This is a genomic window from Serratia plymuthica NBRC 102599, assembly GCF_001590925.1.
Classification (GTDB): domain Bacteria; phylum Pseudomonadota; class Gammaproteobacteria; order Enterobacterales; family Enterobacteriaceae; genus Serratia; species Serratia plymuthica.
This window is the reverse complement of sequence record NZ_BCTU01000044.1, coordinates 13510-25501: the sequence shown is the minus strand read 5'-3', so window position 1 is coordinate 25501 and position 11992 is coordinate 13510. Positions and strand designations below refer to the sequence as shown.

Annotated in this window: 25 protein-coding genes; all 25 read left to right on the top strand. The window is 49.7% G+C overall.

Annotation, left to right across the window (positions count from 1 at the left end):
* The first annotated feature begins 122 nt into the window (after positions 1 to 122).
* The 25 genes from bfd to rpmJ all read left to right on the top strand — a co-directional run bounded on the left by bfd (position 123) and on the right by rpmJ (position 11909).
* The gene (bfd, locus tag SPL01S_RS23500) at positions 123 to 317 is read left to right on the top strand and encodes a bacterioferritin-associated ferredoxin (protein ID WP_004951190.1); all 195 of its coding nucleotides are present in this window, start codon (positions 123 to 125) and stop codon (positions 315 to 317) included.
* A gap of 75 nt (positions 318 to 392) precedes the next feature.
* Entirely contained in the window at positions 393 to 872 is a 480-nt protein-coding gene (gene bfr / locus SPL01S_RS23495) for a bacterioferritin (protein ID WP_004951186.1), read from the top strand.
* Positions 873 to 1255: 383 nt separating this feature from the next.
* Positions 1256 to 1567: a 30S ribosomal protein S10 gene (rpsJ, locus tag SPL01S_RS23490; RefSeq protein ID WP_001181005.1), complete on the top strand. Its 312-nt coding sequence runs from the start codon at positions 1256 to 1258 to the stop codon at positions 1565 to 1567.
* A gap of 32 nt (positions 1568 to 1599) precedes the next feature.
* Complete coding sequence (rplC, locus tag SPL01S_RS23485) at positions 1600 to 2229, top strand: 50S ribosomal protein L3 (RefSeq protein ID WP_004951181.1); 630 nt, start codon at positions 1600 to 1602, stop codon at positions 2227 to 2229.
* Positions 2230 to 2239: 10 nt separating this feature from the next.
* Positions 2240 to 2845: a 50S ribosomal protein L4 gene (rplD, locus tag SPL01S_RS23480; protein ID WP_004929779.1), complete on the top strand. Its 606-nt coding sequence runs from the start codon at positions 2240 to 2242 to the stop codon at positions 2843 to 2845.
* Positions 2842 to 3144: a 50S ribosomal protein L23 gene (gene rplW, locus SPL01S_RS23475; protein WP_004951179.1), complete on the top strand. Its 303-nt coding sequence runs from the start codon at positions 2842 to 2844 to the stop codon at positions 3142 to 3144. Before rplD ends, rplW begins: the two co-directional genes overlap by 4 nt.
* An 18-nt stretch (positions 3145 to 3162) precedes the next feature.
* A complete protein-coding gene (gene rplB / locus SPL01S_RS23470; protein ID WP_004951177.1) occupies positions 3163 to 3987 on the top strand; it encodes a 50S ribosomal protein L2 in 825 nt (274 codons plus the stop codon).
* Positions 3988 to 4001: 14 nt separating this feature from the next.
* Positions 4002 to 4280: a 30S ribosomal protein S19 gene (gene rpsS / locus SPL01S_RS23465; protein WP_004929772.1), complete on the top strand. Its 279-nt coding sequence runs from the start codon at positions 4002 to 4004 to the stop codon at positions 4278 to 4280.
* A gap of 14 nt (positions 4281 to 4294) precedes the next feature.
* The gene (gene rplV / locus SPL01S_RS23460; RefSeq protein WP_004951174.1) at positions 4295 to 4627 is read left to right on the top strand and encodes a 50S ribosomal protein L22; all 333 of its coding nucleotides are present in this window, start codon (positions 4295 to 4297) and stop codon (positions 4625 to 4627) included.
* 17 nt (positions 4628 to 4644) lie between these two features.
* Positions 4645 to 5343 carry a 30S ribosomal protein S3 gene (rpsC, locus tag SPL01S_RS23455; RefSeq protein WP_004951172.1) on the top strand — a complete coding sequence of 233 codons (699 nt, stop codon included), beginning with the start codon at positions 4645 to 4647 and terminating at the stop codon, positions 5341 to 5343.
* A 12-nt stretch (positions 5344 to 5355) separates the two neighbouring features.
* A complete protein-coding gene (gene rplP / locus SPL01S_RS23450; RefSeq protein ID WP_004951171.1) occupies positions 5356 to 5766 on the top strand; it encodes a 50S ribosomal protein L16 in 411 nt (136 codons plus the stop codon).
* Entirely contained in the window at positions 5766 to 5957 is a 192-nt protein-coding gene (gene rpmC, locus SPL01S_RS23445; protein WP_004951169.1) for a 50S ribosomal protein L29, read from the top strand. Before rplP ends, rpmC begins: the two co-directional genes overlap by 1 nt.
* The gene (rpsQ, locus tag SPL01S_RS23440; protein WP_004951166.1) at positions 5958 to 6212 is read left to right on the top strand and encodes a 30S ribosomal protein S17; all 255 of its coding nucleotides are present in this window, start codon (positions 5958 to 5960) and stop codon (positions 6210 to 6212) included. It abuts the gene before it with no gap.
* 166 nt (positions 6213 to 6378) lie between these two features.
* Positions 6379 to 6750 (top strand): 50S ribosomal protein L14, encoded by a 372-nt coding sequence (gene rplN, locus SPL01S_RS23435; protein WP_004951161.1) that lies wholly within the window; start codon positions 6379 to 6381, stop codon positions 6748 to 6750.
* 10 nt (positions 6751 to 6760) lie between these two features.
* Positions 6761 to 7075: a 50S ribosomal protein L24 gene (gene rplX / locus SPL01S_RS23430; protein WP_004951158.1), complete on the top strand. Its 315-nt coding sequence runs from the start codon at positions 6761 to 6763 to the stop codon at positions 7073 to 7075.
* Positions 7076 to 7089: 14 nt separating this feature from the next.
* Positions 7090 to 7629: a 50S ribosomal protein L5 gene (gene rplE, locus SPL01S_RS23425; RefSeq protein WP_004951155.1), complete on the top strand. Its 540-nt coding sequence runs from the start codon at positions 7090 to 7092 to the stop codon at positions 7627 to 7629.
* 13 nt (positions 7630 to 7642) lie between these two features.
* Complete coding sequence (gene rpsN / locus SPL01S_RS23420) at positions 7643 to 7948, top strand: 30S ribosomal protein S14 (protein WP_004951154.1); 306 nt, start codon at positions 7643 to 7645, stop codon at positions 7946 to 7948.
* A gap of 30 nt (positions 7949 to 7978) precedes the next feature.
* On the top strand, positions 7979 to 8371 hold the full coding sequence (rpsH, locus tag SPL01S_RS23415; protein WP_004951149.1) for a 30S ribosomal protein S8: 393 nt from the start codon (positions 7979 to 7981) through the stop codon (positions 8369 to 8371).
* 14 nt (positions 8372 to 8385) lie between these two features.
* Positions 8386 to 8919: a 50S ribosomal protein L6 gene (rplF, locus tag SPL01S_RS23410; protein WP_004951145.1), complete on the top strand. Its 534-nt coding sequence runs from the start codon at positions 8386 to 8388 to the stop codon at positions 8917 to 8919.
* 9 nt (positions 8920 to 8928) lie between these two features.
* On the top strand, positions 8929 to 9282 hold the full coding sequence (gene rplR, locus SPL01S_RS23405; RefSeq protein ID WP_004951143.1) for a 50S ribosomal protein L18: 354 nt from the start codon (positions 8929 to 8931) through the stop codon (positions 9280 to 9282).
* 14 nt (positions 9283 to 9296) lie between these two features.
* Complete coding sequence (rpsE, locus tag SPL01S_RS23400) at positions 9297 to 9800, top strand: 30S ribosomal protein S5 (protein WP_004951140.1); 504 nt, start codon at positions 9297 to 9299, stop codon at positions 9798 to 9800.
* A gap of 2 nt (positions 9801 to 9802) precedes the next feature.
* On the top strand, positions 9803 to 9982 hold the full coding sequence (rpmD, locus tag SPL01S_RS23395; protein ID WP_020439912.1) for a 50S ribosomal protein L30: 180 nt from the start codon (positions 9803 to 9805) through the stop codon (positions 9980 to 9982).
* A gap of 3 nt (positions 9983 to 9985) precedes the next feature.
* The gene (rplO, locus tag SPL01S_RS23390) at positions 9986 to 10420 is read left to right on the top strand and encodes a 50S ribosomal protein L15 (RefSeq protein WP_004951135.1); all 435 of its coding nucleotides are present in this window, start codon (positions 9986 to 9988) and stop codon (positions 10418 to 10420) included.
* 7 nt (positions 10421 to 10427) lie between these two features.
* Entirely contained in the window at positions 10428 to 11759 is a 1332-nt protein-coding gene (gene secY / locus SPL01S_RS23385) for a preprotein translocase subunit SecY (RefSeq protein ID WP_004929740.1), read from the top strand.
* Between the two features lie 33 nt (positions 11760 to 11792).
* A complete protein-coding gene (gene rpmJ, locus SPL01S_RS24925; RefSeq protein WP_002227352.1) occupies positions 11793 to 11909 on the top strand; it encodes a 50S ribosomal protein L36 in 117 nt (38 codons plus the stop codon).
* Positions 11910 to 11992 lie beyond the last annotated feature (83 nt).

The following is an 11992-nucleotide window of genomic DNA, read 5'->3' as shown; positions in this document are numbered from 1 at the left end:
TTTTTCGACACAAAAAGAGGGCACTTCGGTGCCCTTTTTTTATGCAATTCGCTCAAATCTTAATTGAAATAAAAAGCATTCCTATTTAGAATTATGGAATTGGTTAAGAAGTGAGTCTCTCTATGTATGTATGCCTATGTAATGCCGTGACTGACAAAGCAATCCGTAAAGCCGTGCGTCAGCACAACCCTCATACCATGAAGCAATTGCGTGAATTAGTGCCGATTGGTACCGACTGCGGGAAGTGCATTCGACAGGCAAGGCAGATTATGGTGGAGGAACGCGGAACCATTATTCTTATGCACGAAGTTGCCTAACTAAAGGTAAGGTTATTTTTTTGACTCTTGGCTTCCAGCTTCTACACTTTCAGAACTGGCCAGGAGGAGTTACCTATGAAAGGCGATAAAAAGATCATTGCTCACCTCAACAAACTGCTCGGCAACGAGCTGGTTGCCATCAATCAATATTTCCTACACGCCCGAATGTTCAAAAACTGGGGCTTAATGCGCCTTAATGACAAGGAATATCACGAGTCGATCGACGAAATGAAGCATGCCGATCGCTACATCGAGCGCATTTTATTCCTTGAAGGTCTGCCGAATTTACAAGATCTTGGCAAACTGAACATTGGCGAAGATATCGAAGAAATGCTGCGTTCAGACCTGGCCCTGGAGTTGGATGGCGCCAAGAATCTGCGTGAAGCCATCGCCTATGCCGACTCGATCCACGACTACGTCAGCCGCGATTTGATGATAGAGATCCTGGCAGATGAAGAAGGGCATATCGACTGGCTGGAAACTGAGCTGGATTTGATTGCGCGTCTGGGCATTCAAAATTACGCACAAGCCCAGGTACTGGAACGTAAAGACTAGTCCCCTTATAATTCTCACTCCCCGTCGGCGGCGATTTTGTAGGCACCGTAGGGGAGTAGTGACAACATCTTCCATACCTTACCTAATTCCCCTCTCCGCGCTCCGTTTTTTGCAAGCAGCTTCGCAAATCGGTAAAAAATGTCGATATCCTGAGCATATTTCCATCTACGGCTTGCTTCCTGTTCTGTTTTGCGTATAATGCGCGGGCTTACCTAATCTTGGTAAGCCTGATTTTAGCGAATCAGTCGATAGGCAGGACTTTCTGCTCATCGAACAATACTCCCGATATGGGGGTTATATGTTGACGATTACACTCCCCCATCAATCGAAATGGGTGTGAGGAGTAATTATTTACGTTTATAAATAATTGGAGCTCTGGTCTCATGCAGAACCAAAGAATCCGTATCCGCCTGAAAGCGTTTGATCATCGTCTTATCGATCAATCAACCGCGGAAATCGTCGAGACTGCCAAGCGCACTGGTGCGCAAGTCCGTGGTCCGATCCCGCTGCCAACTCGCAAAGAGCGCTTTACCGTTCTGATCTCTCCGCACGTTAACAAAGACGCGCGTGATCAGTACGAGATTCGCACTCACAAGCGTCTGGTTGACATCGTTGAGCCAACCGAGAAAACCGTTGATGCTCTGATGCGTCTGGATCTGGCTGCCGGTGTAGACGTGCAGATCAGCCTGGGTTAATCAGGTCATTGAGCGATTGAGAGGTTGAAACAATGATTGGTTTAGTCGGTAAAAAAGTGGGTATGACTCGTATCTTCACTGAAGATGGCGTTTCTATCCCAGTAACCGTGATTGAAATTGAAGCGAACCGCGTGACTCAGGTTAAAGACCTGGCTAACGACGGATACCGTGCCGTTCAAGTCACCACTGGTAGCAAAAAAGCTAACCGTGTGACCAAACCGGAAGCGGGTCATTTCGCTAAAGCTGGCGTTGAAGCTGGCCGTGGTCTGTGGGAATTCCGCCTTGCAGAAGGTGAAGAGTTCACTGCAGGTCAAAACATCAGCGTAGAAATCTTCGCTGACGTTAAAAAAGTCGATGTTACCGGTACTTCTAAAGGTAAAGGTTTTGCCGGCACTGTAAAGCGCTGGAACTTCCGTACCCAAGACGCTACCCACGGTAACTCCTTGTCTCACCGCGTTCCGGGTTCTATCGGTCAGAACCAGACTCCGGGCAAAGTGTTCAAAGGCAAGAAAATGGCTGGCCACCTGGGTGACGAGCGTGTAACCGTTCAAAGCCTGGACGTAGTACGTGTTGACGCTGAGCGCAACCTGCTGCTGGTTAAGGGTGCTGTACCGGGCGCAACCGGTGGCAACCTGATCGTTAAACCAGCTGTGAAGGCGTAAGGGGATAGCAATGGAATTAGTATTGAAAGACGCGCAAAGCGCGCTGACTGTTTCCGAAACTACCTTCGGTCGTGATTTCAACGAAGCGCTGGTACACCAGGTTGTTGTTGCTTATGCAGCAGGTGCCCGTCAAGGTACCCGTGCTCAGAAGACCCGTGCTGAAGTGACTGGTTCCGGTAAAAAACCGTGGCGCCAGAAAGGTACCGGCCGTGCGCGTTCAGGTTCTGTAAAGAGCCCGATCTGGCGTTCAGGCGGCGTGACCTTTGCTGCTAAACCGCAGGACCACAGTCAGAAAGTAAACAAAAAGATGTACCGCGGCGCGCTGAAAAGCATCCTGTCCGAGCTGGTACGTCAAGATCGTCTGATCGTTGTCGAGAAGTTCTCTGTAGAAGCGCCTAAAACTAAGCTGCTGGCACAGAAACTGAAAGATATGGCTCTGGAAGATGTGCTGATCGTGACCGGTGAACTGGATGAGAATCTGTTCCTGGCTGCTCGCAACCTGTACAAGGTTGACGTGCGCGATGTAGCAGGTATCGACCCGGTTAGCCTGATCGCCTTCGACAAAGTGGTTATGACTGCTGATGCTGTGAAGCAAGTTGAGGAGATGCTGGCATGATCCGTGAAGAACGTTTGCTGAAAGTGCTGCGTGCACCGCACGTATCTGAAAAAGCATCCGCTGCGATGGAAAAAAGCAACACCATCGTACTCAAAGTTGCCAAAGACGCGACCAAAGCAGAAATCAAAGCTGCAGTGCAGAAACTGTTTGAAGTCGAAGTCGAAGACGTGAACACCCTGGTAGTTAAAGGGAAAGTGAAACGTCACGGTCAGCGTGTTGGTCGTCGTAGCGACTGGAAAAAAGCTTACGTCACCCTGAAAGAAGGCCAGAACCTGGACTTCATCGGCGGCGCAGAGTAAGTCGGAGGAGTAAGAACAATGGCAATTGTTAAATGTAAACCTACATCTCCGGGTCGTCGCCACGTTGTTAAAGTGGTTAACCCTGAGCTGCACAAGGGTAAACCTTATGCCCCGCTGCTTGAGAAACTGAGCAAAAGCGGTGGTCGTAACAACAATGGCCGTATCACCACCCGTCATATCGGTGGTGGCCACAAGCAACATTATCGTCTGGTTGACTTCAAACGCAACAAAGATGGTATTCCTGCTGTGGTTGAGCGTCTGGAGTACGATCCGAACCGTTCCGCGAACATCGCGCTGGTTCTGTACAAAGACGGCGAACGCCGTTACATCCTGGCGCCGAAAGGCCTGAAAGCTGGTGACCAGATTCAATCTGGCGTTGATGCTGCAATCAAAGCGGGTAACACCCTGCCAATGCGCAACATCCCGGTTGGTTCAACGGTCCACAACGTAGAAATGAAACCAGGTAAAGGCGGCCAGCTGGCTCGTTCTGCTGGTGCCTACGTTCAAATCGTTGCTCGTGACGGTTCCTACGTAACTCTGCGTCTGCGCTCAGGCGAAATGCGTAAAGTTCCAGTTGATTGCCGCGCCACCTTGGGTGAAGTCGGTAACGCTGAACATATGCTTCGCGTTCTGGGTAAAGCAGGTGCTGCACGTTGGCGTGGTGTTCGTCCTACCGTCCGCGGTACGGCGATGAACCCGGTAGATCACCCGCACGGTGGTGGTGAGGGTAAAAACTTTGGTAAACACCCAGTAACTCCATGGGGCGTTCAGACCAAAGGTAAGAAAACCCGCAGCAACAAGCGTACTGATAAGTTCATCGTACGTCGCCGTAGCAAAAAATAATTAGAGGATAAGCCATGCCACGTTCTCTCAAGAAAGGTCCTTTTATTGACCTGCACTTGCTGAAGAAGGTAGAGAAAGCGGTGGAAAGCGGTGACAAGAAGCCTTTGCGCACTTGGTCCCGTCGTTCAACGATCTTTCCTAACATGATCGGTTTGACCATCGCTGTCCATAATGGTCGTCAGCACGTACCAGTGTTTGTTTCCGACGAAATGGTCGGTCACAAACTGGGTGAATTCGCGCCGACTCGCACTTATCGCGGCCATGCGGCTGATAAAAAAGCTAAAAAGCGCTAAGGTAGGAGGAAGAGATGGAAACTATCGCTAAACATCGCCACGCTCGTTCTTCTGCTCAGAAGGTTCGCCTTGTTGCAGACCTGATCCGCGGTAAGAAAGTGTCGCAAGCTCTGGAAACTCTGACCTACACCGACAAGAAAGCTGCCGGTCTGGTTAAGAAAGTGCTGGAGTCTGCCATTGCTAACGCAGAACACAACGATGGCGCTGACATCGATGATCTGAAAGTCACGAAAATCTTCGTAGACGAAGGCCCAAGCATGAAGCGCATTATGCCGCGTGCAAAAGGTCGTGCAGATCGCATCCTGAAGCGCACCAGCCACATTACTGTGGTTGTGTCCGATCGCTGAGACTCTGGAGACTAGCAATGGGTCAGAAAGTACATCCTAATGGTATTCGCCTGGGTATTGTCAAACCTTGGAACTCTACTTGGTATGCGAATACCAAAGAATTCGCTGACAACCTGGACAGCGACTTTAAAGTTCGTCAATTCCTGATTAAGGAACTGGCGAAAGCTTCCGTTTCTCGCATCGTTATCGAACGTCCTGCGAAGAGCATCCGTGTGACTATTCACACTGCTCGTCCAGGCATCGTTATCGGCAAGAAAGGTGAAGATGTCGAAAAACTGCGTAAGGTCGTAGCGGATATCGCTGGCGTTCCTGCGCAGATTAACATCGCCGAAGTCCGTAAACCGGAACTTGACGCTAAATTGGTTGCTGACAGCATCACTTCCCAGCTGGAACGTCGCGTTATGTTCCGTCGTGCTATGAAGCGTGCTGTACAGAACGCAATGCGTCTTGGCGCTAAAGGTATCAAAGTTGAAGTAAGCGGCCGCCTTGGCGGTGCTGAAATCGCGCGTACCGAATGGTACCGTGAAGGTCGTGTTCCGTTGCACACACTGCGTGCGGATATCGATTACAACACATCTGAAGCGCACACCACTTATGGTGTAATCGGCGTTAAGGTATGGATCTTCAAAGGTGAGATCCTGGGTGGTATGGCTGCAGTTGAACAACCGGAACCGGCTGCTCAACCTAAAAAGCAGCAGCGTAAAGGCCGCAAGTAAGGAGAGTCGCTGATGTTACAACCAAAGCGTACAAAATTCCGTAAGATGCACAAAGGCCGCAACCGTGGTCTGGCGCAGGGTACGGATGTTAGCTTCGGCACTTTCGGTCTGAAAGCTGTTGGCCGTGGCCGTCTGACTGCTCGTCAAATCGAAGCAGCTCGTCGTGCAATGACTCGTGCAGTTAAGCGTCAAGGTAAAATCTGGATCCGTGTATTCCCGGACAAACCAATTACCGAGAAGCCGCTCGAAGTGCGTATGGGTAAAGGTAAGGGTAACGTGGAATATTGGGTTGCCCTGATCCAACCTGGTAAAGTCCTGTACGAAATGGACGGTGTACCAGAAGAGGTCGCCCGTGAGGCATTCAAGCTGGCTGCAGCTAAATTGCCGATCAAAACCACCTTTGTAACTAAGACGGTGATGTAATGAAAGCACAAGAGCTGCGTGAAAAAAGCGTTGAAGAGCTGAACACTGAGCTGCTCAACCTGCTGCGTGAGCAATTTAACTTGCGCATGCAGGCGGCAAGTGGCCAGCTGCAACAAACTCACCTGTTGAAACAAGTGCGTCGTAACGTCGCACGCGTTAAGACTTTACTGACTGAAAAGGCGGGTGTGTAAATGACTGATATTAACCGTACTCTGCAGGGTCGTGTTATTAGTGACAAAATGGAGAAATCCCTGGTTGTTGCTATCGAGCGCACGGTGAAGCACCCGATCTACGGGAAATTCATCAAGCGTACGACCAAGCTGCACGTACATGACGAGAACAACGAATGTGGTATTGGTGACGTGGTAGAAATCCGCGAATGCCGTCCACTGTCTAAGACTAAGTCTTGGACGTTGGTTCGCGTTGTAGAGAAAGCGATTCTGTAATAGAGTAGCAGCCTCTAACTTAATAAACGGCTCAGAAAATGAGCCGTTTATTTTTTCTACCCATACTCTGGAAGCGGTGTTATAATGCTGCGCCCTCGGTTATGGGGCTTTTCAACGATCTAGTAATAGGTCCTAAAGTTGTAGTTGACATTAGCGGAGCACTAACATGATCCAAGAACAGACTATGCTGACCGTGGCCGACAACTCCGGTGCACGTCGCGTAATGTGTATCAAGGTTCTAGGTGGCTCGCACCGTCGCTACGCAGGCATCGGCGATGTCATCAAAATTACCATCAAGGAAGCAATTCCTCGCGGTAAGGTGAAGAAAGGCGATGTGCTGAAGGCGGTAGTGGTGCGCACCAAGAAGGGTGTACGTCGCCCGGACGGTTCTGTCATTCGCTTCGATGGTAATGCATGCGTTATTTTAAACAATAACAGCGAGCAACCTATCGGTACGCGTATTTTTGGGCCGGTAACTCGTGAACTGCGTAATGAGAAGTTCATGAAAATTATCTCTCTGGCACCAGAAGTACTCTAAGGAGCGAAACATGGCAGCGAAAATCCGTCGTGATGACGAAATTATCGTGCTTACCGGGAAAGACAAAGGTAAACGCGGTAAAGTAAAAAATGTCCTGTCTGCTGGTAAGGTCATTGTTGAAGGTATCAACCTGGTCAAGAAACATCAGAAGCCGGTTCCGGCCCTGAACCAACCAGGTGGCATTGTTGAAAAAGAAGCTGCAATTCAGGTTTCTAACATTGCTCTCTTCAACGCGGCTACCGGTAAGGCTGACCGTGTAGGCTTTAGATTCGAAGACGGGAAAAAAGTCCGTTTCTTCAAGTCTAACAGCGAAACTATCAAGTAATTTGGAGTAATACGATGGCGAAACTGCATGATTACTACAAAGACGAGGTAGTCAAACAACTGATGTCTCAGTTTGATTACAACTCTGTCATGCAAGTCCCTCGGGTCGAGAAGATCACCCTGAATATGGGTGTTGGTGAAGCGATCGCTGACAAGAAACTGCTGGATAATGCAGCAGCTGATTTGGCAGCAATCTCCGGTCAAAAGCCGTTCATCACCAAAGCACGCAAATCTGTTGCAGGCTTCAAAATCCGCCAGGGCTATCCGATCGGCTGTAAAGTAACTCTGCGTGGCGAACGCATGTGGGAGTTCTTTGAGCGACTGATTTCCATTGCTGTTCCACGTATCCGTGACTTCCGTGGCTTGTCCGCTAAGTCATTCGATGGCCGTGGTAACTACAGCATGGGTGTGCGTGAGCAAATCATCTTCCCAGAAATCGACTATGACAAAGTCGACCGCGTTCGTGGTTTGGATATTACCATTACCACTACTGCGAAATCTGATGATGAAGGCCGCGCGCTGTTGGCTGCTTTTAACTTCCCGTTCCGTAAGTAAGGCAGGGTTACTGATGGCTAAGCAATCAATGAAAGCACGCGAAGTCGTTCGCGTGAAACTGGCTGACAAGTACCGCGCTAAACGCGAGGAATTGAAAGCTATCATTTCTAGTGTGAACTCTTCCGACGAAGATCGTTGGGATGCTGTTCTCAAGCTGCAAACTCTGCCGCGTGATTCCAGCCCGTCTCGTCAGCGTAAACGCTGCCGCCAAACTGGCCGTCCACATGGTTATGTGGGCAAATTCGGGTTGAGCCGTATCAAGTTACGTGAAGCCGCCATGCGCGGTGAAGTACCAGGCTTGAAAAAGGCTAGCTGGTAATTACCAATTGAATCACGGGAGTAAAGACAGATGAGCATGCAAGATCCGATCGCGGATATGCTGACCCGTATCCGTAACGGTCAAGCCGCGAACAAAGTTGCGGTCACCATGCCTTCCTCCAAGCTGAAAGTGGCAATTGCCAACCTGCTGAAGGAAGAAGGTTTTATTGAAGATTTCAAAATTGAAGGCGACACCAAGCCTGTTCTGGAACTGGTACTGAAGTACTTCCAGGGCAAGGCAGTGGTAGAAAGCATTCAACGAATCAGCCGTCCAGGTCTGCGCATCTATAAGAAAAAAGATGCACTGCCAAAAGTTATGGCTGGTTTGGGTATTGCTGTTATTTCTACCTCTAAAGGTGTTATGACCGATCGTGCAGCTCGCCAAGCTGGTCTTGGTGGCGAGATTATCTGCTACGTAGCTTAATTCGGGAGGAAAGAATGTCTCGTGTTGCAAAAGCACCCGTCGTCATTCCTGCCGGCGTAGAGGTAAAACTCAACGGTCAGGTTATTTCGATTAAGGGTAAGAACGGCGAGCTGACTCGTACTGTCCACAACGCCGTTGAAGTGAAGCAAGAAGGTGATGCACTGACTTTCGCCCCGCGCGAAGGTTTTGCTAACGCTTGGGCCCAAGCGGGTACAACGCGCGCTCTGCTGAACGCAATGGTCGTTGGTGTTACCGAAGGCTTCACCAAGAAGCTTCAACTGGTAGGTGTTGGTTATCGTGCTGCTGTTAAAGGCAACGTGGTGAATTTAGCCTTAGGCTTCTCTCACCCGGTCGATCACCAGCTGCCAGCAGGTATTACTGCTGAATGCCCAAGCCAAACTGAAATCGTGCTGAAAGGCGCTGATAAACAAGTTATTGGCCAGGTTGCTGCAGATCTGCGTGCCTACCGCCGTCCTGAGCCTTATAAAGGCAAGGGTGTCCGTTACGCCGACGAAGTCGTGCGTACCAAAGAGGCTAAGAAGAAGTAAGGTAACACTATGGATAAGAAATCTGCTCGTATCCGTCGTGCGACCCGCGCACGCCGTAAGATCAAAGAACTGGGTGCAACCCGCCTGGTGGTACATCGTACCCCGCGTCACATTTACGCACAGGTAATTGCTCCAAATGGTTCTGAAGTACTGGTAGCTGCTTCTACTTTAGAAAAAGCTATCACAGAGCAATTGAAGTATTCCGGTAACAAAGACGCAGCAGCGGCCGTAGGTAAAACTCTGGCTGAGCGCGCGTTGGAAAAAGGGATCTCTAAAGTATCCTTTGACCGTTCCGGTTTCCAATATCATGGTCGAGTCCAGGCACTGGCAGATGCTGCCCGTGAAGCTGGCCTTCAGTTCTAAGGAAGAGGTTTAAGATGGCTCACATCGAAAAACAAGCTGGCGAACTGCAGGAAAAGCTGATCGCGGTAAACCGCGTATCTAAAACCGTAAAAGGTGGCCGTATTTTCAGCTTTACCGCACTGACAGTAGTTGGTGATGGTAACGGTCGCGTTGGTTTTGGCTACGGCAAAGCACGCGAAGTTCCGGCAGCGATCCAGAAAGCGATGGAAAAAGCCCGTCGCGCTATGATTAATGTTGCTTTGAATAGCGGCACTCTGCAGCACCCTGTTAAAGGTGCTCATACGGGTTCCCGTGTATTCATGCAACCAGCTTCCGAAGGTACCGGTATTATCGCCGGTGGTGCAATGCGCGCCGTCCTGGAAGTTGCAGGGGTTCATAACGTATTGGCTAAAGCATATGGTTCTACTAACCCGATCAACGTGGTTCGTGCAACTATCGCTGCTTTGGAAGATATGAAATCCCCAGAAATGGTCGCTGCCAAGCGTGGTAAGTCCGTCGAAGAAATTCTAGGGAAATAACCATGGCAAAGACTATTAAAGTAACTCAAACAAAAAGCAGCATCGGCCGTTTGCCAAAGCACAAGGCAACTCTGATCGGTTTAGGTCTGCGTCGTATTGGTCACACCGTAGAGCGCGAGGATACTCCTGCTGTACGCGGTATGATCAACTTGGTTTCCTACATGGTTAAAGTTGAGGAGTAACAGATGCGTTTAAATACTCTGTCTCCGGCTGAAGGTGCCAAGCATGCGCCGAAGCGTGTAGGTCGTGGTATTGGTTCTGGCCTGGGTAAAACCGCTGGTCGTGGTCACAAAGGTCAGAACTCTCGTTCTGGCGGTGGCGTACGTCGTGGTTTTGAAGGTGGTCAGATGCCTTTATATCGTCGTTTGCCGAAATTCGGCTTCACCTCTCGCAAAGCTATGATCACGGCAGAAGTTCGTCTGTCTGAGCTGGCTCTTGTTGAAGGCGACGTAATCGACCTGAACGCGCTGAAAGCCGCTAACGTTGTTGGTATCCAGATCGAGTTCGTGAAAGTTATGCTTTCTGGCGAAGTCGCTCGTCCGGTTACCCTGCGTGGTCTGCGTGTCACCAAAGGCGCTCGTGCTGCTATCGAAGCTGCTGGCGGTAAAATTGAGGAATAAGTAGCAGATGGCTAAGCAACCAGGATTAGATTTTCAAAGTGCTAAAGGCGGGCTCGGCGAGCTGAAGCGCAGACTTTTGTTTGTCATCGGCGCGCTGATTGTCTTCCGTATCGGCTCTTTTATTCCGATTCCTGGTATCGATGCCACTGTGCTTGCCAAATTGCTCGAGCAGCAGAGAGGCACCATCATTGAAATGTTTAACATGTTCTCTGGTGGTGCCCTCAGCCGTGCTTCTATCTTTGCTCTGGGGATCATGCCGTATATTTCGGCCTCGATCATTATCCAGCTGTTAACGGTGGTTCATCCGGCGTTGGCAGAAATCAAGAAAGAAGGGGAGGCTGGCCGTCGCAAGATTAGCCAGTACACCCGTTACGGTACGCTGGTGTTGGCCATATTCCAGTCTATCGGTATTGCTACCGGTTTACCGAATATGCCTGGTATGCAGGGTCTGGTGTTAAATCCAGGCTTTGCGTTCTACTTTACTGCTGTAGTGAGTTTGGTCACTGGGACAATGTTCCTGATGTGGCTGGGTGAACAGATTACTGAGCGCGGTATCGGTAACGGTATTTCGATCATTATCTTCGCAGGTATTGTAGCGGGACTTCCGCCGGCAGTGGCCCATACCATTGAGCAAGCTCGGCAAGGCGACCTGCACTTCCTCCTGTTGCTGTTGGTTGCAGTATTAGTGTTTGCAGTAACCTTCTTCGTTGTTTTCATTGAACGTGGTCAACGTCGTATCGTCGTTAACTATGCGAAGCGTCAACAAGGTCGTCGTGTTTATGCAGCACAGAGCACACACTTACCGTTGAAAGTGAACATGGCAGGGGTTATCCCGGCAATCTTCGCTTCCAGCATTATTCTGTTCCCTGCCACGATTGCATCATGGTTTGGGGGCGGTACCGGTTGGAACTGGCTGACAACGATTTCGCTGTATTTGCAGCCAGGGCAACCGCTTTATGTGTTACTCTATGCGTCTGCAATCATCTTCTTCTGTTTCTTTTACACGGCGTTGGTTTTCAACCCGCGTGAAACAGCAGATAACCTGAAGAAGTCCGGTGCCTTCGTACCAGGAATTCGTCCGGGAGAGCAAACGGCGAAGTACATCGATAAAGTAATGACGCGTTTAACCCTGGTGGGCGCGATGTACATTACTTTCATCTGCCTGATCCCGGAGTTCATGCGTGATGCAATGAAAGTACCATTCTACTTTGGTGGTACCTCGCTACTGATCGTGGTTGTCGTCATCATGGACTTTATGGCTCAAGTGCAAACTCTGATGATGTCAAGTCAGTACGAGTCTGCATTGAAGAAAGCAAACCTGAAAGGCTATAACCGCTAATCAGGCGCGTTTGAGAAGTTACGGAGAGTAAAAATGAAAGTTCGTGCTTCCGTCAAGAAATTATGTCGTAACTGCAAAATCGTTAAGCGTAACGGTGTCGTTCGTGTGATTTGCAGCGCCGAGCCGAAGCATAAACAGCGTCAAGGCTGATTATCTCGCATATTTTTCTTGCAAAGTTGGGTTGAGCTGGCTAGATTAGCCAGCCAATCTTTTGTATGTAGCTGCAACATTAT